Source organism: Pseudomonas sp. P1_C12 (assembly GCF_056406435.1).
On record NZ_JBFUAE010000018.1, the window covers coordinates 77,876 to 98,991 of the forward strand.

Annotated in this window: 18 protein-coding genes and 2 pseudogenes; 12 read left to right on the plus strand and 8 right to left on the minus strand. The window is 61.6% G+C overall.

The annotated features are described in order from the left end of the window. The first annotated feature begins 53 nt into the window (after positions 1 to 53). The gene (locus tag AC1D19_RS25280; RefSeq protein WP_477764905.1) at positions 54 to 347 is read left to right on the plus strand and encodes a type II toxin-antitoxin system RelE/ParE family toxin; all 294 of its coding nucleotides are present in this window, start codon (positions 54 to 56) and stop codon (positions 345 to 347) included. A 2-nt stretch (positions 348 to 349) separates the two neighbouring features. Then, positions 350 to 658: an addiction module antidote protein gene (locus AC1D19_RS25285; protein ID WP_477764906.1), complete on the plus strand. Its 309-nt coding sequence runs from the start codon at positions 350 to 352 to the stop codon at positions 656 to 658. A gap of 14 nt (positions 659 to 672) precedes the next feature. Here AC1D19_RS25285 and AC1D19_RS25290 read toward each other — a convergent pair whose 3' ends face one another. Then, positions 673 to 1,485: a class I SAM-dependent methyltransferase gene (locus tag AC1D19_RS25290; protein ID WP_477764907.1), complete on the minus strand. Its 813-nt coding sequence runs from the start codon at positions 1,483 to 1,485 to the stop codon at positions 673 to 675. A gap of 172 nt (positions 1,486 to 1,657) precedes the next feature. Here AC1D19_RS25290 and AC1D19_RS25295 point away from each other — a divergent pair, with 172 nt between their 5' ends. Next, positions 1,658 to 2,038: a hypothetical protein gene (locus AC1D19_RS25295; protein ID WP_477764908.1), complete on the plus strand. Its 381-nt coding sequence runs from the start codon at positions 1,658 to 1,660 to the stop codon at positions 2,036 to 2,038. 3 nt (positions 2,039 to 2,041) lie between these two features. Here AC1D19_RS25295 and AC1D19_RS25300 read toward each other — a convergent pair whose 3' ends face one another. From AC1D19_RS25300 to AC1D19_RS25320, 5 genes and pseudogenes are all read right to left on the minus strand, one after another. Then, a complete protein-coding gene (locus AC1D19_RS25300; RefSeq protein WP_477764909.1) occupies positions 2,042 to 3,475 on the minus strand; it encodes a sigma-54-dependent transcriptional regulator in 1,434 nt (477 codons plus the stop codon). Then, positions 3,444 to 4,937, minus strand: a complete 1,494-nt coding sequence (locus AC1D19_RS25305) for a sensor histidine kinase (RefSeq protein WP_477764910.1) — start codon at positions 4,935 to 4,937, stop codon at positions 3,444 to 3,446. Before AC1D19_RS25305 ends, AC1D19_RS25300 begins: the two co-directional genes overlap by 32 nt. A 102-nt stretch (positions 4,938 to 5,039) precedes the next feature. Continuing rightward, on the minus strand, positions 5,040 to 6,152 hold the full coding sequence (locus AC1D19_RS25310) for an SCO family protein (protein ID WP_477756086.1): 1,113 nt from the start codon (positions 6,150 to 6,152) through the stop codon (positions 5,040 to 5,042). Between the two features lie 45 nt (positions 6,153 to 6,197). Further along, positions 6,198 to 6,395: pseudogene (locus AC1D19_RS25315) on the minus strand (hypothetical protein); the annotation flags it as partial. A 242-nt stretch (positions 6,396 to 6,637) separates the two neighbouring features. Further along, positions 6,638 to 8,083, minus strand: a complete 1,446-nt coding sequence (locus AC1D19_RS25320; protein ID WP_477764911.1) for a sensor histidine kinase — start codon at positions 8,081 to 8,083, stop codon at positions 6,638 to 6,640. Positions 8,084 to 8,362: 279 nt separating this feature from the next. Here AC1D19_RS25320 and AC1D19_RS25325 point away from each other — a divergent pair. Together AC1D19_RS25325 and AC1D19_RS25330 are read left to right on the plus strand one after the other, a co-directional pair. Further along, positions 8,363 to 8,893 (plus strand): annotated as a pseudogene (locus AC1D19_RS25325) (hypothetical protein); the annotation flags it as partial. A 70-nt stretch (positions 8,894 to 8,963) separates the two neighbouring features. After that, complete coding sequence (locus AC1D19_RS25330) at positions 8,964 to 10,391, plus strand: Ig-like domain-containing protein (RefSeq protein ID WP_477764912.1); 1,428 nt, start codon at positions 8,964 to 8,966, stop codon at positions 10,389 to 10,391. A 1,348-nt stretch (positions 10,392 to 11,739) separates the two neighbouring features. Here AC1D19_RS25330 and AC1D19_RS25335 read toward each other — a convergent pair. Together AC1D19_RS25335 and AC1D19_RS25340 are read right to left on the minus strand one after the other, a co-directional pair. Beyond that, complete coding sequence (locus AC1D19_RS25335; protein ID WP_477764913.1) at positions 11,740 to 13,191, minus strand: FAD/NAD(P)-binding protein; 1,452 nt, start codon at positions 13,189 to 13,191, stop codon at positions 11,740 to 11,742. Between the two features lie 14 nt (positions 13,192 to 13,205). Continuing rightward, positions 13,206 to 13,769, minus strand: a complete 564-nt coding sequence (locus AC1D19_RS25340) for a helix-turn-helix domain-containing protein (protein ID WP_477756461.1) — start codon at positions 13,767 to 13,769, stop codon at positions 13,206 to 13,208. Between AC1D19_RS25340 and AC1D19_RS25345 the strand changes: the two genes are divergently transcribed. From AC1D19_RS25345 to AC1D19_RS25375, 7 genes are all read left to right on the plus strand, one after another. Next, entirely contained in the window at positions 13,764 to 14,789 is a 1,026-nt protein-coding gene (locus AC1D19_RS25345; protein WP_477764914.1) for a DMT family transporter, read from the plus strand. The genes AC1D19_RS25340 and AC1D19_RS25345 overlap by 6 nt on opposite strands. A gap of 219 nt (positions 14,790 to 15,008) precedes the next feature. Beyond that, positions 15,009 to 17,927 carry a monovalent cation/H+ antiporter subunit A gene (locus AC1D19_RS25350; protein WP_477764915.1) on the plus strand — a complete coding sequence of 973 codons (2,919 nt, stop codon included), beginning with the start codon at positions 15,009 to 15,011 and terminating at the stop codon, positions 17,925 to 17,927. Continuing rightward, entirely contained in the window at positions 17,927 to 18,271 is a 345-nt protein-coding gene (locus tag AC1D19_RS25355) for a Na+/H+ antiporter subunit C (protein ID WP_007973781.1), read from the plus strand. The genes AC1D19_RS25350 and AC1D19_RS25355 overlap by 1 nt, the downstream gene beginning before the upstream one ends. Further along, positions 18,268 to 19,953, plus strand: a complete 1,686-nt coding sequence (locus AC1D19_RS25360; RefSeq protein ID WP_477764916.1) for a monovalent cation/H+ antiporter subunit D — start codon at positions 18,268 to 18,270, stop codon at positions 19,951 to 19,953. Before AC1D19_RS25355 ends, AC1D19_RS25360 begins: the two co-directional genes overlap by 4 nt. Continuing rightward, entirely contained in the window at positions 19,950 to 20,438 is a 489-nt protein-coding gene (locus AC1D19_RS25365) for a Na+/H+ antiporter subunit E (RefSeq protein WP_477764917.1), read from the plus strand. Before AC1D19_RS25360 ends, AC1D19_RS25365 begins: the two co-directional genes overlap by 4 nt. Further along, entirely contained in the window at positions 20,435 to 20,713 is a 279-nt protein-coding gene (locus AC1D19_RS25370; protein WP_414925130.1) for a K+/H+ antiporter subunit F, read from the plus strand. Before AC1D19_RS25365 ends, AC1D19_RS25370 begins: the two co-directional genes overlap by 4 nt. After that, positions 20,710 to 21,072: a Na+/H+ antiporter subunit G gene (locus AC1D19_RS25375; RefSeq protein WP_477764918.1), complete on the plus strand. Its 363-nt coding sequence runs from the start codon at positions 20,710 to 20,712 to the stop codon at positions 21,070 to 21,072. The genes AC1D19_RS25370 and AC1D19_RS25375 overlap by 4 nt, the downstream gene beginning before the upstream one ends. Positions 21,073 to 21,116 lie beyond the last annotated feature (44 nt).

Sequence of the window (21,116 nt, forward strand, 5' to 3'; positions counted from 1 at the left end):
GAACGCGGAAATGTCTGACGGCTCACTCGTATCCATTTGGATACGATCGAGCAATGAATTATCTTATTCAGCAAACCGCTACTTTCGCAACATGGCACGCCTCGGTTCGCGATTTGCGAGCCAAAGTAGCTATCGCTCGTCGCATTGACCGCACCTCTGCAGGTAATCTTGGCGACAACAAGGCTGTCGGTGATGGCGTTTCTGAAATGCGCGTAGACGTGGGTGCCGGATACCGGGTTTACTTCACGATGCGAGGTGGTGTCGTCATTGTCCTGCTGGCCGGAGGTGACAAGTCATCTCAAACCGCCGATATCAAACGCGCAAAAAAAATGGCAAAGGAGGTTTGACCATGAGCCAGACTTTGACGATTTTCGACATGGCGGCGCTGCTCGACAGTGATGAAGCCATTAGCGAGTACCTCTCTCAGGTACTGGCAGACGGTGACAATGAGGAGTTTCTTCGCGCTATCGGCTATGTGGTGAAAGCCCGTGGCATGTCACAGATAGCCAAAGACTCGGGAATGGGTCGCGAAAGCCTCTACAAAGCCTTCGCACCGGGAGCAAAACCACGTTTCGATACGGTCCTGAAGGTCATTCATGCCTTGGGCATAGATCTCTGCGCGCAGCCGGGGCATACCGTCAATCACTCAAATCTCTGATTTGATTCTCCGCGTTATGTCGCTGGCTTCACCACCACCCACGTAAAACACAACGGCAACTGCGCCACCTGCTGCTGATAGCGGTCATAGAGTTCTTCGCGATTGGAGTGCGGGTACTCCTTGAAGTGACGGATCTGCAGCCCTGCCGCAATGGCGGCGCTGAAGAAGTCGCCCAGGGTGTGGACAAACCAGTAGGACGCCGCCGACGGCTGTTCGACCTTGCCTTCGTAGACGATCGGTTCGTGCTGCACGAACGGTTCGCGACGGAAGTATGAGCTGGACACGCGAAAAGGATCGGCAGCCTCGGGTTCGAACATTTCCAGGAACGGGTGGGTTTCGTACACCACCAGCGCCCCACCCGGCTTCAGCGTGCACGCCACATGGCGGAAGAATTCGCCGATGTCCGGCATCCAGTTCAGGACGCCGATGGTGATCAGCGCCAGGTCAAAGCGCTCCTGCAGTTGCGCAGGCAAATGGTGAATGTCCGCTTCGATGAATTGCGGCGCATGGGGCGAGCGGGACGCCAGTTCCCGTGCCTGTTCGAGAAATGCTTCAGACTGGTCGACGCCCACCACGCTACGCGCGCCCAGGGCAAACAGCGACAGACTTTCGCGACCGTTGTTGCAGCCCAGTTGCACCACCTCCTTGCCGTCGACACCTGTCTGGGTCAGCAAGGCGGTCAAGGTGTCATCCAGGCAGGAGAAATCCGCGTGCGCCACGTCCTTCAACAAGGCTTGCCATTCGCAGGAAGCTTTGTGGTGACGGGCGGAGTCATTCCAGGCCTCGCGGTTACTGGCGATGGCTTGTTCTTTTGTCGGCAGTTCCATTGCACGCTCCAGGGTTCGGGTCGTCGATTTGACCGGCCGGAGTCTAGATCAACCTCCTCCTGGCAGGTGTTGCGAACTTGTAATCCGCACAGCACCAACGGCTGCCCACGGCGGCAGCTATAGTTAATGACCTTGGGAGAAATGTGGTTAAACCGATTTAGCAGGTGTTGCCATGAACAAAACCAATCTGACGCTTTTGCTCGCCGTCTGCCTGAGCGCGACCGCCGTCGCCCACGCCGACGACATGCCAAACACCACCAACTACAGCAGTGAATTCAACTATTACGGCGCCGACCAACCCTTCGCGCACCCCGTACCACTGTCCATGAGCATCGTGCCACCAGGTTCGTACCTCCCGACCGCACCCGGGGAGTTCATTCCGGTTTCAAGTGAGCACGTGTTCTCCGACTCGCGCCTGCCGACTGTGGCCGACGCCACGGTTCGCGTGTTTGTCCGCAGCTACGATCCGGAACATGGCGTCTACGTGAACCAGGAAGTCCAGGACTCCGGTTGCGTGCTGTCCTGCATGAGGCAAGGCCAGGTATTGCAGTGAGCCTTACCACTGGCGTTTGTCCGGGCGGGCGAGGCCGAGTTTTTCGATCCGGTAGCGCAACATGTCCCGGCTAAGACCCAGCAGGCGTGCCGATTTGGTGACGTTCCAGTCGGTCTTGTCGAGCATCTTGCGCACCATGTCGCGCTCCACTTCCGGCAGGTTCATGGATTCGTTGCCGTTGTAGGAGGGACGCGGTTCGCTGAAATGTTGCGGCTCGTGATGAAACATAGGTGGCTCATCCACCAGGCTCAGGCAGACGTTCAACTGATGGACGGCGATGGTGTCGCTTTGCGCCAGCAACACGGTTTGCTCCAGCATGTTGCGCAATTCCCGCACGTTGCCCGGCCAGCTGTAGCTGAGCAGCAAATCTTCGGCCTGATTACTGAAATGCAGGTTCGGCTTGCCGTAGCGTTTGCCATGCAGCCCCAGGAAGTGCCGGGCCAGCAGCAGGATATCGGCACCCCGGGCATACAGGCGCGGCACCTTGATCGAAATGATGCGCAGGCGGAAAAACAGGTCGCGGCGGAATTTGCCTTGCTGGACCATTTGTTCGAGATTGCAGTTGGTGGCGCTGATCACCCGCAGATCGACCTTGCGCTCCTTCACCGAACCGACCCGGCGAATGGTCCGGTCTTCCAGCAGCTTCAGCAGCTTGGCTTGCAACAGCAGGTCCATTTCACCGATTTCATCGAGGAACAGCGTGCCGCCATCGGCCGCTTCCACCAGCCCCATGCGACGCTCCTTGGCGTCGGTGAAGGCGCCCTTCTCGTGGCCGAACAGTTCCGATTCCACCAGATTGGACGGAATCGAAGCGCAGTTGAATTCAATGAACGGGCCTTTGCTGCGCGGGCCGTCGAAGTGCAGGGCCCGGGCCACCAGTTCCTTGCCGGTGCCGGTCTCGCCTTCCACCAGGACCGGCGGCAGATCACTGTTGGCCATCCGCCGTTCGGCGTCGAGCAACTGGCTGATGATGCCCTTGAGGTATGCCATCGGTGCCGACTCGCCAATCAGCGCCTGCAACCCCGACTTCTGGGCTTCGCGCTCCTGGTAAAACGACAGCGTGCGCTCCATGCGGTCGGTAGCCAGGGCCTTGTCCAGCAGCAGCTTGAGCTCCGGCAGGGCCACCGGTTTGGTGACGTAGTGAAAGGCGCCCTCTTTCATCGCCACCACGGCGTCTTCGACGTTGCCGTAGCCGGTCATCATGATCACTTTCAGATCCGGCGCGCTGACGCGCAGCTTCTGGATCAGGTCGTGACCACTCATGCCCGGCAACGAGTTGTCGGTCAGTACCACGTCAGGAGCGAAAGCACCCAATTGCTCCAGTGCGTCTTCAGCCGAGTAGCAAACGGTCACCTCGAAGCCCTTGCGCTCCAGGTAAGTCTGAATATTCTCGGCGAGGATTTCGTCATCCTCGACCAACAGAATGCTGTGCTCCATATGCCCCTCCCGTTGCCACTTTGAAATTGAGACAAACACGGGTTCCTTCCTGCTCCCGGCTGGTCAGTTCGACCGAGCCGTCAAACCGCTCCATTATTCTCTTGACCAGGGCCAGGCCCACACCCAACCCACCTTGCTTGGTGGTGAAAAACGGCTTGAAGACCAGTTGTTGCTGTTGTTTGGACATGCCCTTGCCGGTGTCGGTCAGGGTCATGCTCAAGTCGCCGGGCACAGAGGAATCGATCTCGATCGTCAGCACGCCACCCTTGGGCATGGCTTCCAGTGCGTTGGCAAACAGGCTATTGAGTATTTGCGTGAGCAGCACCTGTTGGCTGACGACCGGTGGCACGCTGACAGGAGAGAAGCGCACTTCGACGTTCGAACGTTTGATCAGGGACTCAAAGGCACTCAAGGTGTCATCGAGGGCCAGCACCAGGTCGACCGTTTCACAGTCGTCATTCATCGGCCGCAACGACACCAGCAATTCACGGACCCAGCGCGACATGCGGTCGACCTGACTGATGATGTCGCCAATGTTTTTCTGTGCGGTCTGGCTGGCGATGCCTTGGGCCAGTTCGGCGCTGGAACGGATGTTCGCCAGTGGATTGCGCAGGCTGTGGGCGACCGCCGAGGACATTTCCCCCAAGGCGACAAAGGTTTCGTTGGCGATCAGCTGTTTCTGCTGGCTCTGCAGCTGTATCGCCGCGCGCCGGACGATCCAGAACAGCCCCAGGTAAATGACCGCCCCGCCGATCAGGGTGGCCAGCCAGATCGCCTTGAAGCCACGCTGGATGCGTTCCACCAGGTCCACCGGTTCCTTGTAGATCTCCACCATGGCAATCACTTTGCTTCTGTCGGCATTGAACATCGGAATGTAGTTCTCGACGAACAGGTATTCCGGTTCGCGCAGCAGGCGTTGCTCGGGGCGCTCCTCATCGATCTCGTGGTAGCGGGTGGACACCGGCGATTTCATTTCGAAGGATTCATCCAGCTCCTCGTCGTCTTCGATGCGTATGCCAATCAACTCGGAGTTTGTCGACCAGACCACGGTGCGGTCCTGGGCGTACACCGTCGCCAGCAGGATGTCCGGCAGATGCTCCACATGGTCGAGAAACTCAACGCGCGCGGCGGCCCGGGCTTCGGGGTTGATGTCGGAATCGGCATGGTCCATGCGTGGGTCGAGCATTTCGCCCATGGTTCTGCCCGGCGAAATCCTGGCATGACGGATTTCGGCCTCGCCAATGGCTTGAATGAACTGCGCAGTCAGCATCGAATCGCGCTCGATGCTTTCATCGACCACAAAGCGCGTGGAGATGTAACCCAGCCCCAGCGCCACCACGGCGATGATGAAAAAGCTTGCCAGGGAGAACCAGCGCAGCAAGTTGAACTGCGGCCGCCAACCCTTGCGCGGTACTGCCGGAGCCTGCGGCGCAGCTACTTTTTGTTGTTCCAGTATCTGCATGGCTTTGTCCTGAGTCTTTGAGATCGAGCCTTTCCAGCCGGGTATCAAGTCAGTGTAGGTAACATTGATAGCAATTGACTGGCCCACGTAACTATTTCGACGCTATTGCACCTGGGTCATGTCGGGTTGCGCGACCGAATGATGATGTTCAGGCTCCTCGTTACCACTGGCCAATGGCACTACCGGCGGATGCTGACGGTTGGTTTCTTCCTGCAGGAAATCGATGATGGACTGGACGGAACGCTCATCCAGCCGCAAGTTGGGCATCGGGATCCTGTTGTAGCGATCGAACAGTTCCATCGCAATCGGGTCCTTTTCCGCGAGCATGCGATCCGGTTCGCGGATCCAGCGGTTGAGCCAGGCCGGATCGCGCTGATGGGTCACGCCGATCAGGTCCGGGCCGATGCTGTGCAGGCCGATGCCCTGCCCGTCCAGCGGACCGAGGCTGTGGCAAGATGCGCAACGGGTGCGGAATAGCTCTTCACCATTGCTCGGCGGACGGATTTGCGGTGCATCGGCATAGCTTTCTTCCACACTGGGCTGTTTCCAGTTCTGCAAGGTATTGGCCAGTTGGTCGGCCAGAATCCACGGGTTTTCGAACGGCGAGGCTTTCATCCAGCGGCCCGTTGCCTGGTTGCCGACGATCAGGCTGAGGTTGTGGTCCTTGTTGCGCCCGTTATCGATGCCTTCGATGAACAGCCCCAGCTTCTTGCGCAGCTCGGTGACGTCGGCGAATTCCCCGGTGAGGAATTTCCACCCGGGCCCGACCTGGAAGCGTTGCGCATAGGCTTTGAGCACCTTGGGGGTATCACTCAAGGGGTCGATGCTGATGGAATAGAAGAAGACGTCCTTGCCGACCCGATCCCCCAGCAGTTTCTGCACCTGGCGCAGGCGCGCGGTTTCCAGGGGGCAGGAGTCGCTGCACGAGGTGAAGATGAAGTTGATCACCACCACCTTGCCTTTGATCATGTCATCGAAAAAACGCAGCTGCTGACCGTCCTGGTCGGTCAGCAGGGTGTTGGGGAAATAGTCGCCTCCCCACGGGGTGGCGGCTTCAACGACAGCGGGTTCGGCAGTGGATGCAGGAGCAGGTGCGGGCGTCGACGTCGGCTGGCTGGCGACCAGCAGCTGGCTGGCCAGCAAACCGGTCACCATCATCAGCACCAGGTGCATGCCCAAGGCTCGTGAGCGTGGTGAATGCAGCCTCATGTTCATCTCGACGCCCTCCCTGTTCAGGGTTTGACAACCACTTCAGGACCCGTCCTGTTGTGGCAACGGACCAGTGGCCGCCGGTGGAAACGGCAAGGACGCGGCCGGCGTGGCGGGGTCAGGTTTTGCCGGACCGAATGCTTCGAACAACAGCAGTTGTTGCGTGGATGGCTGCGCACCGAACAACGGGCTGGACTTGTTATTGTTGGAGTAATTAAAACGGGGCTGCACGGCGGGCGGCAGGACGCTCAAGGGCGTTAACAGTCCTGAACGTTTGAAGTTGTACTGCCCTTTTTTTTCCATCACCAGCCGCCTCGATGTCGTGATGGGGGTGATGGGGGTTCTGCAAGGACCTCGCCAATTATGTAATTTTCTTGTAAAAAAGCACTAACACTTTACAAAACAATGACTTACCAATATCAATGTGCGATGGCCGTGGAAATGACCGGGGATTGAAACCCAATATTGGGGGATAGTTCATCCCCGTTTTTTCAGGGGACCAGATTAAACAACAGACGGACAGTGGTGCCCTCGCCTTCACGACTATCCAGGGTCACCGCACCGCCAAAACGTTCCATGATCCGCTTGACCAGCACCAGCCCGACGCCCAGCCCGCTCTGCTTGGTGGTAAAGAACGGCCGGAAGGCCAATGTGCGCTGCTCCTCGCTCATGCCTTTGCCGGTATCGCTCACCTTCACGCTGACGCGCTGGGCATCGCGCGGCTCGATCTGTATGGTCAGCGTACCGCCGCTGTCCATGGCTTCCACCGCATTGGACAGCAGGCTGTTGAGGATCTGGGTCAGTTGCACCTGCTGGCTCAGGACCATGGGCGTCTGATCCGGTTCGAACACCACGTTGACCTTGGCCTTGCTGATCTGATGCTCGTAAGCCATCAGGCTGTCATGCAGTGCCGCCACCAGATTCACCGGTTCAGCTTCGTCATTGAGCGGTCGCAGGGACTGGAGCAACTCCCGTACCCATTTCGACATGCGATCGACCTGACCAATGATGTCGTTGATGTTCCCGTGTGCCGGACCGCTGTCGAACTCTATCGCCAGCTCGGCGCTTGAACGGATGTTCGCCAACGGATTGCGCAGACTGTGGGCGACCGCCGAGGACACCTCCCCCAGCGCCACAAAGGTCTCGTTGGTGATCAATTGCTTCTGCTGCGCCGCCAGCAGGATCGCCGCCCGCCGCACGATCCAGTACAGACCCAGGTAAATCAGACCGCCGCCCAGGGCGGTCGCCAGCCAGATCAGCACCAGGCCGCGCTCCATGCGGTTGATCAGGTCCTGCGGTTCCTTGTAAATCTCGACCATCGCCGTGACGGTGCTGCCATCGGCGTCGAACAGGGGAATGTAGTTTTCGATGAAGATGTACTTGGGGAGCTCCACGAACTTCTGTTCCACGCGGGATTTGTCTACATCGTGGTAACTGGTCGACACGGGAAGCCTGGAGCTGAACGCCCGGTCGAGGTCTTCATCGCCATGGATCGTGGTGCCCATCAAGGCCGGGTTGGTCGACCAGATCACCCTGCGATCGGGGGCATAGATGTTGGCCAGGATCACGTCCGGCAAATTTGCGATATGGTCGAGGAAATCATCACGGGCACTGGCGCTTGACAGCGGGTCGACGTCAGGAAAGTCCTTGTCTTTTCGTGGGTCGAGCAACTCGCCCATGGTCCGGATCTTGGGAATCGACACATTGCGCACCTCGACCGAGGCAATCGCCTGAATGAATTGCGAGGTCAACAGCGCATCGCGCTGCACGCTTTCGGTAATCACGAACTGCGAGGACACCGCCCCCAGCGCCACCGCCACCGTGCCGATCACCGCCATGCTGATCAGCGAAAACCAGCGCAGCAGATCGAACGGCCGCTTGCGCGTGTTCAAGCGGGCTTCGCTTTCGGTCACAAGCACTTTGGTGATTGAGTTCATGGACACGGTTCCCGGAAACCCCCTATAGGTTTATAGCCCACTCATAGCCGTTTGCCCGAACCTGGGGACTGCGATTCCCCACCCTCCCCGCCGTCCTATCCACCCCCAATGTTGGGGACAGCTGCCCGTCTCCCAACCTCCCGGTCTGCGCCGCGACTGCGCCAACGCCTTTACTCCGGGGCTCTCCCGGGCGTTTTCGCTGATTGGTATGGAAGTTGCCAAACTCCCTGCCAACTGACCCATCCCCAAGGGGCAGGTACTTCGATAGAGGGAATACTCATGCACCCTTTACTGTGCAAAACCGCGACCGCCCTGGTCGTGGCCGCTCTAGCCCAAGGTATTGCCCAGGCAGCGCTGTTTGCCGTAGACCCCGGACCCTACCTGCCAGCCAATGGCAATTTCGCCGCCTGATATCAGGACACCCACGGCCGAACCCTTGACCTGTGTTTATCCAAGGCTGTCAATTCCAGGGTTGCCAGCGCGCCGGGCGCTCCGACTTACATGTGCTCGTTGATCCCTGCCCTTGGTATTTTCGACGACACCCAACCGTTGGTCTTCCCGACCAATTTCCCCGACGAAGCGTTCTGGGCCACAGGTGAAACGACCATCGTCGATGCCGCCCGGGGCATCGACCTGACCGATGTCTCGGCGCTCGAAGCTGCCTTCAGTGGCGGTGATCCGCTGGAGGGCGACCAGATCAGCTTCGCCCGTATCCGTATCCGTATTCGCATCGATGTACCCGTCGCCGGCACCTATGTCATCACCCACCCCTACGGCGTCGAAGTGTTCAACGTCGACACCCCCGGCCGGGACTATCCAGACCAACCTCTTCACCCTGTCCGGCAAGGTACTCGACAACCGCGCGCAAACCGCGGTGGACATGACCCGTGCCACCTACCGCCGCATAGCCGGCACGGGCGGTAACAACACCCGGGTCGAAGTGTTTGCCCAAGCCGCCAACGGTTCGACCCTGTGCTTTCGCGAAAGCATCGCCCTGGTACCCGGCCCGCCTGTGTCGCCTTGCCAGACCAACATGCTGAGCGATAACAACGGCGTGTTCTTTGGTCAGCATCTGCTGACCAACGGCACCGTGCCTGCGGTCGTGGTGGTCACCGCCACCAACCCCGCCGGGACCACCCGCCCGACCGCGGTGTCGGGCAAGCTCTCGGACGTGGTGAAAATCCAGACCGCTCGTTACGACTGGAGCAACCACAGCCTGCTGATCGAGGCCACCTCCACCGACGAAGTGGTGGTACCGGACATGGTCGCCCAGGGTTACGGACGGCTGTCGAAAACCGGCACCCTGCAACGCCTGACGGTGGCTGACCTGACTCAACCCCCTGCAACCGTTACGGTGAAATCCGCCGCCGGCGGCGGTGACACCGAGCCGGTCGTAGTCGTCGGCACGGCACCGGACACCGGCGCGAACCAGGCTCCGATCTCTGTCGCCGATACTGCCAGCACCAGCTTCGGCGTGCCGATCACCCTCAATCTGCTGGTTAACGACAGGGACCCGGACGGCAATACGCCGCTGAGCATTACCGCGCTGACCCAACCGGCCGCCGGCCAGGGCACCGTGGCCTTGAGCGGCACTACGGCGGTGGTCTACACCCCTCCCGCTGTCGTCAACGCGCCGCTGACCACGACCTTCACCTACAAGGCCCAGGACGCCAAAGGCCTGGCCTCGACGACTTCGGCAACCGTGACCCTCACCGTGGCGCCTAACCGGCCTCCGGTGGCAGTCGCCGATGCCGTCACGACACCGGGTGTGGCGATCCCCATCAACGTGCTGGCCAACGACACCGACCCGGAAGGCAACGTGCCGCTAGCGGTCGCCAGCTTCACTCAACCCGCGGCGGGTCGCGGCACTGTCAGCAGTAACGGCACGGTGCTCACCTACACTCCGCCGGCCACCGTCACCACGGCCTTCACCACGACCTTCACCTACATCGCCCGGGACAGCTTCGGCGCCCTGTCGACGTCGCCGGCCACGGTCACCGTGCAGGTCTCGCCACGGCCTGCTGTTGAAACCTTCGCAGTGACCACCGCAACGGTGAGTGCCCGCTCCAATAACCGCTTCACCTGGGACTTTGCCGGCACTTCATCGGTGACCACCGGCAACACCATCACCATCAGGGTGACCACTCCGACCGGACTGGTCACCCTGGGCACCACCACCGTACAGGGGAACGGTCGCTGGCGGTTGACGGTGAACACCACCACCACGGTCGTTCCGTCGGCGAACCCGGCCGCCACCATCACCTCGTCCCAAGGCTCCGTGCGGACAGTGCCGGTGATCGCCAACTGAGCCCGCGCCCCATTAGCCACATTGGTTGATGGGGCCGGCTTCAACCCTATGGAAAACCGCGGCCTCAGGTGGGGGGCCGCGGTTTTTTGCCGGGTGCATTGATGGAAGCAATCCAGCGGTGGTCTGGCTGCCATCACTGGAGCGGTGCCCGACCAAGCTCAATCCATTGGGCTGGGACAACTGCAAGTGAATGGCTGGCTCGTAAGCCGCCATCGTCGGAACGCCGCCCGGAGCAGGCTCGCTCCCACATTGGGTCCCGGTTGTACCCGATGTTGTGATCACTCAAGCCCCTGAGTGCGAGCATCCGAGGCGGCATGGTTCTTCATGCGTGCGCATTTCCCTGCAGGAGCTGTCGAGTGCAACGAGGCTGCGATCTTTTGGCTTTATTACTTACAAACAAGATCAAAAGATCGCAGCCTTCGGCAGCTCCTACGCAGTGATACATCCGTGAAATCAGGTCGACTGTCAGGCCGCCATCAAGCTCGCGATGGCGACGTGGCAGGCAACGTGGGTTTTTGAGGGTGTACATATCCATTTCTTCGGTCACGGCCACTTAGGGTTCCGCCCTTACGGCGGGTCACTTGGAAGAGCCCCCAAGTAACCAAGGGCCCTTGCCCCTGACATTCGGTGCCTCGCCGTGGCTCGGCATACCCTCGCTCCGGTCCTGCTCCGTGGGCCCGCCGCCATCGGCCATCCATGGCCGGGGGCGGCTAACCCGGCATCCATGCCGGGTTGCCCACTGCGCAGAACCTCCTCTCGGCCTCACGAGGGGGCGTACACCGCAACAGCGCCCGAGGCGGCCTACCGGCCGGCCTGGTTCTGATGTGTGCGTGTTTCCCTGTAGGAGCTGTCGAGTGCAACGAGGCTGCGATCTTTTGCCTTTATTTTTTACAAGCAAGATCAAAAGATCGCAGCCTTCGGCAGCTCCTACGGAGTGATACATCCGCGAAATCAGGTCGGCTGTCAGGCCGCCTTCGCGAGCAGGCTCGCTCCTACAGAAGAGCAAAGGCAGATCGGCCTACACCCTCGCTTCTCACCACTCATCAGGCCGAGCGTTAGCTCGCCTGCAGCTCTTGATCTTGATCCACCCGCCCCCTCGGAAGGCTGAGTGGAGGCGTTCATCCGGGGGTAGGCGCGCAGCGCCGTTCGGCGCAGCCGAACACATCGAGAGGAGGTCGAGCGAAGCCGACCGGAGGCGATGCCCCCGGATGAATGCCGGAGCGAAGGAACCCCGAGCCTTGGCGAGGGGCCGTACGTAAGGGGCGAGACCTTTGGTTCCTTTGGGCTGGGCCGGCACTCCGGCGTTTGCCAAAGGGACTCGCCGTAAGGGCGAAACCGCCAGCCGCCGTTACCGCAGCAACGGATATGTACTCAGACCCACAACCTGATCGACGAGTCCCGTCAGCCGCTCGGCCAACGCCTTGGCCTGGCTCGCCACGTCGGTAACGGCGGTACTTTCCCACCACATGCCGCGCAACGGCGGGCCCATGGCAAACAGACGGCGCGCGGGCTGACCCTCGGCGTTCAGGACCGCGCCATCGACCTCTGCGGCGATGCCCAAGGCCAAAGGCCCCGGCCGCACCAGGCCGCGGGCGAGCAATTGCCGGGGTAGTGGTCGCGCGACCCGGCGCCAATCGTATTCGATACCGCTGGAGTTGATCAGGGCGGCACCGCTGACCACACTGGTCTGCGCCTCGCCGCGCCGTCGAAGGCGGATACTCACCTCGCCATTGCGCGAAGGCTCAAGCCCATTGAACGAAGCCGCGTGAATACGTAACCGCCCTTCTTTATATAGGCGCTCCACCAATTCGGCGCTCAAGGGTGGCGAGCGGTGGTGATGGCTTTCCCACCACGGCCGCACATGCCGCACGAACTGCCGACGCTGCACGTCCGTCGCCTGATGCCACAAGCGGCAGATATGTGCCCGCACCGTGTCCAGTGGCGCTTGCCAGTCGATACCCTGGGCGATAGCGTCCCGGCAGTGTCGACGCAGTTCGCGCATCAGCTGGCGAGGTGTGCGGATACTCAGGTCCTCAGCGAGAAAATCCACCCAGGCCGGTGGCTGGCGACGCACATGGGGCAGCAGCCCGTGGCGGGAAAACACTTCGATCGGCCCGCGATGCCCGGCCTGTTCCAGGGACACCACGGCGTCGACCATGGTCAGGCCCGAGCCGATGATCATGACCGTCGATTGCGGATCGAGCCGCTGCATGGCCGCCACGTCCCACGGATCGAGGGCGGCCGCATTCAAGCCGCTGGATTCGGTTTGTGGCGTGCGCGCGGCGGGAAACATTCCGGTGGCCAGCACCGCAAACGCGCCCTGCACGCATCGGCCATCGCTCAAGGTCAACCGCACGGTGTCGGCATCGCTTTGCAAATCGACCGCCTCGGCCTGCACATGCTCGACCGTCGAACCGTTCAGTGCACCCACCGCCTGTGCTTCGGCCAGGCGCTGTCGGGCGTACAGGCCGAATACGCCCCGTGGTGGAAACAGTTCGCTGATCGGCACATGCTGCTGATCCGATTCCGGCCAGCCGCCCGCCGCGATGTACCCGGTCAGCCATTGGGTCAGGTCGTCGGCGTTGTCCGGATCGACACTCATCCGCGCCGCATTGCCGTTGAGCGTATGGCCCAGTTCCACCGCACTGTAGGCTTCGCCCCGCCCCAACTCGGCCCGGGGCTCGATCACCAGCACCCGGCGCTGGCCCGGCAAGCGCATCAACTGCGCCGCCAGCATCGCGCCACTGAGGCCGCCGCCGACAATCAGGATGTCGGCGTCATTGGTCAAGGTCTGGTCCATCGTGCTCTCCCTGTTCAGATCACCACGTTACGCACAAACCGCGCCGCCACCGCCCCGTCGTTGCGATAACAGTGCGGCTGGTTGCTGGCGAACATGAAGAATTCACCCGCGGCGATAGGCTGTGGCTGGTCGCCGAGCATAACGGTCAGGCAACCTTCGAAGACATAAATCTGCTCGCTCCAGCCATCGGCGTCCGGCTCCGACGGATACACCTCGCCCGGTTGCAGGCACCACTCCCACTGCTCGACTTCGCGGCTGGCCTGGGCCTTGGAGAGCAACACCGCTTTGCTGCCGGGGATCGTACCGGTCCAGGCCAGCTCATTGATACGACTGGGATCGCGGGCGTCGGGCGCCTGGATCAAATCACTGAAGGCAACGTCGAGGGCTTCGGCCACCCGGTCGAGGGTGGTCAGGCTGACGTTCTTTTCCCCCGCCTCGATCGCCACCAGCATTCGACGGCTGACACCGGACTTTTCCGCCAGCGCGCTCTGGCTCAGGTCGGCGGCATGACGCAAACGACGGACGTTTTGACTGACGTGCTGGAGGACCGAAGCCCGTTGGGTAGAATCTTTGTGCACTATATTGCTCACTGGGTGGGGTTGGGCAGTATACTGCGCAACATTCGACGCATTGTGCGTCCCCCTCCAGTAGCGTGCAAGGTCATGACGTTGGTGAACTCCCCAAAGGCTTCCTCCCGTTTCACACGGTTCAGCAAGGCTGAATGCGTGCTGGTGCTGATCACGATGGTCTGGGGCGGTACCTTCCTGTTGGTACAGCACGCGATGACCGTCAGCGGCCCGATGTTTTTCGTCGGCCTGCGTTTTGCCGCCGCCGCGAGCATCGTCGCCCTGTTCTCCTGGCGTCATCTGCGCGACATGACTTTGTTCGAACTCAAGGCGGGGTCGTTTATCGGCGTGGCGATCATGCTCGGCTACGGCTTGCAGACGGTCGGGTTGCAGAGCATTCCCAGCAGCCAATCGGCATTCATTACCGCGCTGTACGTGCCTTTCGTGCCGTTGCTGCAATGGCTGGTGCTGGGGCGGCGCCCGGGGTTGATGCCCAGCATCGGCATCATGCTGGCCTTTAGCGGGTTGATGCTGTTGTCCGGGCCGTCCGGTGCGGCGTTCAACTTCAGCTCCGGTGAAATCGCCACCTTGATCAGCGCCGTGGCCATTGCGGCCGAGATCATCCTGATCAGCACCTATGCCGGCCAGGTCGATGTGCGCCGGGTGACGGCGGTGCAACTGGCGGTGACTTCGGTGCTGTCGTTCCTGATGGTGGTGCCGACCAACGAGGCGATTCCGGATTTCTCGTGGTTGCTGCTGTGTAGCGCGCTGGGCCTTGGGGCGGCAAGCGCGGCGATTCAGGTGGCGATGAACTGGGCACAGAAAAGCGTGTCACCGACCCGCGCCACGCTGATCTATGCCGGTGAGCCGGTATGGGCCGGGATTGTCGGGCGTATCGCCGGGGAACGTTTGCCGGCGATTGCCCTGGTCGGGGCCGGGTTGATTGTAGCGGCGGTGATAGTCAGTGAGTTGAAGACCAAGGGTAAGGCTGCGACGGTTGATGAACTGCTGGAAAGCGAAAGCGGCAACTGAAACATTAAAGATCAAAAGATCGCAGCCTGCGGCAGCTCCTACATTGAAATGCGTACTTTGTAGGAGCTGCCGCAGGCTGCGATCTTTTTTGCCTCCCAATGAAACAATGTGAATCAGGGCTTTTCCGTCTACCGTGTAGGATTCTGCGACAGCTTGGCGTTTGGTGATCCGGGAGCTGGCACGTATGATGCTTCACAAACTTCCGCAGATTAGAAGCCTATGTCCCTGATAGTTCTACTGCTTCTGCCTTTCATAGGCAGCTGTTTGGCGGCCGTGTTGCCGCACAATGCCCGTAACGCCGAATCTCTGCTAGCCGGCCTGATCGCCCTGATCGGCACCCTTCAGGTCGCATTCCTGTACCCGCAGATCGCCCATGGCGGCGTCATTCGCGAAGAGTTTTCATGGCTGCCCAGCCTGGGCCTGAACTTCGTCCTGCGCATGGACGGTTTCGCCTGGCTGTTCTCCATGCTGGTGCTGGGCATCGGCACCCTGGTTTCGCTGTACGCCCGCTACTACATGTCGCCGAACGATCCGGTGCCGCGTTTCTTCGCGTTTTTCCTGGCCTTCATGGGCGCCATGCTCGGGCTGGTGATCTCCGGCAACCTGATCCAGATCGTGTTTTTCTGGGAGCTGACCAGCCTCTTCTCGTTCCTGTTGATTGGCTACTGGCACCATCGCGCCGATGCCCGGCGCGGCGCCTACATGGCGCTGATGGTGACCGGTGCGGGCGGTTTGTGCCTGCTGGCGGGGGCCATGCTGCTCGGCCATGTGGTCGGCAGCTATGACCTGGACAAGGTCCTGGTCGCCGGCGACCTGATTCGCGCCCATGGCCTCTACCCGATTCTATTGCCCCTGATCCTGATCGGTGCCTTGAGCAAAAGTGCGCAATTTCCCTTTCATTTCTGGTTGCCCCACGCCATGGCCGCGCCGACGCCCGTGTCGGCGTATCTGCACTCGGCGACCATGGTCAAGGCCGGGGTCTTCCTGCTCGCGCGGCTATGGCCTTCGCTTTCGGGCAGTGAAGAATGGTTCTACATCGTCAGCGGCGCCGGCGCCTGCACCCTGTTGCTCGGGGCGTACTGCGCAATGTTCCAGAACGACCTCAAGGGCTTGCTGGCCTACTCGACCATCAGCCACCTCGGCCTGATTACCCTGTTGCTCGGCCTGAACAGTCCGCTGGCCGCCGTCGCCGCGGTGTTCCATATCCTCAACCACGCGACCTTCAAGGCCTCGCTGTTCATGGCCGCCGGCATTATCGACCACGAAAGCGGCACCCGCGACATCCGCAAACTCAGTGGCCTGTACAAGCTGATGCCGTTCACCGCCACCCTGGCCATGGTCGCCAGCGCCTCGATGGCCGGCGTACCGTTGCTCAACGGCTTCCTGTCCAAGGAAATGTTCTTCGCCGAAACCGTGTTCATCAATGCCACCCGCTGGGTCGAACTCAGCTTGCCGATCGTGGCAACCATTGCCGGTACCTTCAGCGTGGCATACTCCCTGCGTTTCACCGTGGATGTGTTCTTCGGTCCGCCCGCGACCGACTTGCCCCACACGCCCCACGAGCCACCGCGCTGGATGCGCGCGCCGGTCGAGTTGCTGGTGTTCACTTGTTTGCTGGTGGGGATCTTCCCGGCCCAGGTGGTCGGCCCGCTGCTCGCGACGGCGGCGCAACCGGTGGTCGGCGGCACGCTGCCCGAGTACAGCCTGGCGATCTGGCATGGCCTGAACGCGCCGATGATCATGAGCCTGATCGCATTGTCCTGCGGCACCGTGCTCTATCTGCTGCTGCGCAATCAATTCAAGCGCGGACGCTTCAACCGTCCGCCGGTCATTGGTCGCCTGGACGGCAAGCACCTGTTCGAATACGCGCTGGTCGCGATCATGCGCCTGGCCCGTCGCCTGGAGCCGCGGATTGGCACCCGGCGCCTGCAAATGCAGTTGTTCCTGGTGGTGTTCGCCGCCGTGCTGGCCGGGTTGATCCCCATGCTGCACAGCAGCCTGCACTGGGGCGACCGGCCGAAAATCCCCGGGTCGATCGTCTTCGTCACCTTGTGGTTGCTGGCCATCGCCTGCGCCCTGGGCGCGGCCTATCAAGCCAAGTATCACCGGCTCGCGGCCCTGACCATGGTCAGCGTCTGCGGCCTGATGACCTGCGTCACTTTCGTCTGGTTTTCGGCGCCGGACCTGGCCCTGACCCAACTGGCGGTCGAAGTGGTGACCACGGTGCTGATCCTGCTGGGCCTGCGCTGGTTGCCACGACGGATCGAGGAAGTCTCGCCGTTGCCCGGCAGTCTGCGCCGGGCGCGGGTACGGCGGATCCGCGACTTGCTGCTGTCGACCGCGGTCGGTGTCGGCATGGCGTTGCTGGCCTACGCCATGCTGACGCGCCAGACCCCCAACGATATTTCCTCGTTCTACCTCAGCCGCGCCTTGCCCGAAGGCGGCGGCAGCAACGTGGTCAACGTGATGCTGGTGGACTTCCGTGGTTTCGACACCCTCGGTGAAATCACGGTGCTGGTGGCGGTGGCCCTGACCGTGTTCGCCCTGCTGCGCCGCTTCCGCCCACCGAAAGAAAGCCTGCAACTGCCGGCCCAGCAACGCTTGCTCGCACCGGACGTGGTCACCGACCTGGTCAACCCGCGTCATGCCAGCGACACCGCACTCGGCTTCATGATGGTGCCGGCGGTGCTGGTGCGCCTGCTGTTGCCGGTGGCGCTGGTGGTGTCGTTCTACCTGTTCATGCGCGGGCACAATCAACCGGGCGGCGGCTTTGTTGCGGGGCTGGTGATGTCGGTGGCGTTCATCCTGCAATACATGGTCGCCGGCACGCAGTGGGTCGAGGCGCAAATGAGCCTGCGGCCACTGCGCTGGATGGGCACCGGACTGCTGTTTGCCACGGCCACCGGGCTGGGTGCGATGCTGGTCGGCTATCCGTTCCTGACCACCCACACCTGGCATTTCTCGTTGCCGCTGCTGGGTGACATTCACCTGGCCAGCGCGTTGTTCTTCGACATCGGCGTATACGGCGTGGTGGTCGGTTCGACCCTGTTGATCCTCACAGCCCTCGCCCACCAATCGGTGCGGGGTCACAAAACCGCTGCCCAGCCTAAATCCGTTGCCATGAAGGAGGTCGTCTGATGGAAGAAGTCATCGCAATCGCCATCGGCGTACTGGCCGCGTCCGGCGTCTGGCTGATCCTGCGCCCACGGACGTTCCAGGTGGTCATGGGCCTGTGCCTGCTGTCCTACGGCGTCAATCTGTTCATTTTCAGCATGGGCAGCCTGTTCATCGGCAAGGAACCGATCATCAAGGACGGCGTACCGCAGGACTTGCTGCATTACACCGATCCGTTGCCGCAAGCACTGGTGCTGACGGCGATCGTCATCAGCTTTGCCATGACCGCACTGTTTCTGGTGGTGCTGCTGGCCTCCCGGGGCCTGACCGGCACCGACCATGTGGATGGCCGGGAGCCCAGGGAATGATGGCGATGACCCACCTGATCGTCGCACCCATTCTGCTGCCGCTGCTGACCGCCGCGATCATGCTGATGCTCGGCGAGAAGCACCGGCCGCTCAAGGCGAAGATCAATCTGTTCTCCAGCCTGCTCGGCCTGGGCATTGCCGTGGCGTTGTGGCAATGGACACAAACCACCGGCGTGCCCGGCTCCATCGGTGTGTACCTGCCGGGCAACTGGCAAGTGCCGTTCGGCCTGGTGTTGGTGGTCGATCGCCTGTCGGCACTGATGCTGGTGCTGACCGGCATCATAGGCGTCTGTGCCCTGCTGTTTGCCATGGCCCGCTGGGACGGCGCCGGTTCGAGTTTTCACGCGCTGTTCCAGATCCAGATGATGGGCCTTTACGGCGCGTTCCTCACCGCTGACCTGTTCAACCTGTTCGTATTCTTCGAAGTGTTGTTGGCGGCGTCCTACGGGTTGATGCTCCACGGTTCGGGCCGGGCGCGGGTGTCGTCGGGGCTGCACTACATCTCGATCAACCTGTTGGCCTCGTCACTGTTCCTGATTGGCGCGGCGCTGATCTATGGCGTCACCGGCACGTTGAACATGGCTGACCTGGCGGTAAAAATCCCGCTGGTGTCCGAAGCTGATCGGGGCTTGCTGCACGCCGGCGCGGGGATTCTGGCCGTCGCGTTTCTGGCCAAGGCCGGCATGTGGCCGTTGAACTTCTGGCTGGTGCCGGCCTATTCCTCGGCCAGTGCGCCGGTGGCGGCGATGTTCGCGATCATGACCAAGGTCGGCGTCTACACCTTGCTGCGCCTGTGGACGCTGCTGTTCTCCGCCCAGGCCGGGGCATCGGCGTTCTATGGCGGGCAGTGGCTGATTTACGGTGGCATGGCGACCATCGTCTGCGCCGCCATGGCGATCCTCGCCGCGCAACGCCTGGAGCGCATGGCCAGCCTGAGCATTCTGGTGTCGGCGGGCATTCTGTTGTCGACCATCGGTTTCGCCCAGCCGAACCTGGTCGGCGCGGCGCTGTTCTACCTGTTCAGCTCGACCCTGGCATTGAGCGCATTGTTCCTGCTGGCCGAACTGATCGAACGCTCGCGCTCGGCCAACGAAATCCTGCTCGAAGACGAAACCGAACTGCTGCCGCGGCCACTGGAATCCCTGCATCCGCCCAAAGGCATCAACCTCGACGACGAACAAAAAGCCGTGGTCGGCCAGGTGATTCCCTGGACCATGGCGTTTCTTGGCCTGAGCTTCATCGCCTGCGCCTTGCTGATCATCGGCATGCCGCCGCTCTCCGGCTTTATCGGCAAACTCGGGTTGATCGGTGCCCTGCTCAATCCGCTGGGCCTGGGCAACAGCGGCAACACACCGGTTTCCAACGCCGCGTGGGGCCTGTTGGTGTTGTTGATTGTGTCCGGGTTGGCGTCGCTGATCGCGTTCTCGCGCTTGGGTATCCAGCGCTTCTGGACGCCAGCCGAACGTCCTTCGCCCCTGCTGCGACGCCTGGAATGCGTGCCGATCTTCGCCCTGCTGGGCTTGAGCATTGCGCTGACCTTCAAGGCCGATCCGCTGCTGCGCTACACCCAGGCCGCCGCCGATGCCTTGTACAACCCGCAGCAGTACGTGATGGCGGTGCTCGACACGCGCGTTGTACCGAACCCGCCGGCCCATGCAACCCCGCAGGAGGTGCAGCCATGAAGCGCCTGTTTCCGGCACCGTTGCTGTCGCTGGCCTTGTGGCTGCTGTGGCTGTTGCTGAACCTGTCGACCAGCCCCGGCAACCTGCTGCTGGGTGCGGTGCTGGGGTTCTGTGCGCCATTGATGATGCGCAGGCTGCGTCCGCTGCCGGTGCACATTCGTCGACCTGGAGTGATCCTGCGCCTGGTCCTGCTGGTCGGGCGCGATGTGCTGATGTCCAACCTCGCCGTGGCCTGGAGCGTGCTCAATGCCGGTCGCCGCCCGCCCCGCTCGCGATTCATCAAGGTGCCGCTGGACTTGCGTGACGCCAACGGCCTGGCCGCGCTGTCGATGATCACCACGGTGGTGCCCGGTACGGTCTGGTCGGAGCTGGCGCTGGACCGCAGCATTCTGCTGTTGCACGTCTTCGACCTGGACGATGAGGCGCTGTTCATCCAGCACTTCAAGGCGACCTACGAACGTCCTTTGATGGAGATCTTCGAATGAGCCCGTTGCTGTCGAGCGCGATCCTGCTGAGCCTGTTCTTCTTTTCTTTGGCGATGATCCTGACCCTGGTCCGCCTGTTCAAGGGACCGTCGGCCCAGGACCGGGTCCTGGCGCTGGACTATCTGTATATCGTCGCGATGCTGATGATGCTGGCGCTGGGTATTCGCTATGCCAGTGACACGTACTTCGAGGCGGCGCTGCTGATCGCACTGTTCGGTTTCGTCGGCTCGTTCGCCCTGGCGAAATTCCTGCTGCGTGGTGAGGTGATCGAATGAATACGCCATTGTCATTGTGGGTGGAAATCCCGGTGGCGATCCTGCTGGTGCTCGGCAGCCTGTTTACGTTGATTGGCGCCACGGGCCTGCTGCGCATGAAGGATTACTTCCAGCGCATGCACCCACCGGCCCTGGCCTCGACGCTTGGGGCCTGGTGCGTGGCGCTGGCGTCGATCATCTACTTTTCGGCGCTCAAGTCCGCACCGGTATTGCACGCCTGGCTGATTCCGATCCTGCTGGCGATTACCGTACCGGTGACCACCTTGCTGCTGGCCCGGGCGGCGCTGTTTCGCAAACGCATGGCCGGGGATGATGTGCCGGCCGAAGTGAGCAGTCGGCGGACCGAGAGCGGTAGTTAGACCAAAGTTTTTTGGTGTCTGAACCGGCCTCTTCGTCGGATCGC

What these genes read in the sequence shown, in the direction of transcription:
- AC1D19_RS25280 (WP_477764905.1), top strand. Translation starts at nt 54, where the DNA reads ATGAATTATCTTATTCAGCAAACCGCTACTTTCGCAACATGGCACGCC.
- AC1D19_RS25285 (WP_477764906.1), top strand. Translation starts at nt 350, where the DNA reads ATGAGCCAGACTTTGACGATTTTCGACATGGCGGCGCTGCTCGACAGT.
- AC1D19_RS25290 (WP_477764907.1), bottom strand. Translation starts at nt 1,485, where the DNA reads ATGGAACTGCCGACAAAAGAACAAGCCATCGCCAGTAACCGCGAGGCC.
- AC1D19_RS25295 (WP_477764908.1), top strand. Translation starts at nt 1,658, where the DNA reads ATGAACAAAACCAATCTGACGCTTTTGCTCGCCGTCTGCCTGAGCGCG.
- AC1D19_RS25300 (WP_477764909.1), bottom strand. Translation starts at nt 3,475, where the DNA reads ATGGAGCACAGCATTCTGTTGGTCGAGGATGACGAAATCCTCGCCGAG.
- AC1D19_RS25305 (WP_477764910.1), bottom strand. Translation starts at nt 4,937, where the DNA reads ATGCAGATACTGGAACAACAAAAAGTAGCTGCGCCGCAGGCTCCGGCA.
- AC1D19_RS25310 (WP_477756086.1), bottom strand. Translation starts at nt 6,152, where the DNA reads ATGAACATGAGGCTGCATTCACCACGCTCACGAGCCTTGGGCATGCAC.
- AC1D19_RS25320 (WP_477764911.1), bottom strand. Translation starts at nt 8,083, where the DNA reads ATGAACTCAATCACCAAAGTGCTTGTGACCGAAAGCGAAGCCCGCTTG.
- AC1D19_RS25330 (WP_477764912.1), top strand. Translation starts at nt 8,964, where the DNA reads ATGACCCGTGCCACCTACCGCCGCATAGCCGGCACGGGCGGTAACAAC.
- AC1D19_RS25335 (WP_477764913.1), bottom strand. Translation starts at nt 13,191, where the DNA reads ATGGACCAGACCTTGACCAATGACGCCGACATCCTGATTGTCGGCGGC.
- AC1D19_RS25350 (WP_477764915.1), top strand. Translation starts at nt 15,009, where the DNA reads ATGTCCCTGATAGTTCTACTGCTTCTGCCTTTCATAGGCAGCTGTTTG.
- AC1D19_RS25355 (WP_007973781.1), top strand. Translation starts at nt 17,927, where the DNA reads ATGGAAGAAGTCATCGCAATCGCCATCGGCGTACTGGCCGCGTCCGGC.
- AC1D19_RS25360 (WP_477764916.1), top strand. Translation starts at nt 18,268, where the DNA reads ATGATGGCGATGACCCACCTGATCGTCGCACCCATTCTGCTGCCGCTG.
- AC1D19_RS25365 (WP_477764917.1), top strand. Translation starts at nt 19,950, where the DNA reads ATGAAGCGCCTGTTTCCGGCACCGTTGCTGTCGCTGGCCTTGTGGCTG.
- AC1D19_RS25370 (WP_414925130.1), top strand. Translation starts at nt 20,435, where the DNA reads ATGAGCCCGTTGCTGTCGAGCGCGATCCTGCTGAGCCTGTTCTTCTTT.
- AC1D19_RS25375 (WP_477764918.1), top strand. Translation starts at nt 20,710, where the DNA reads ATGAATACGCCATTGTCATTGTGGGTGGAAATCCCGGTGGCGATCCTG.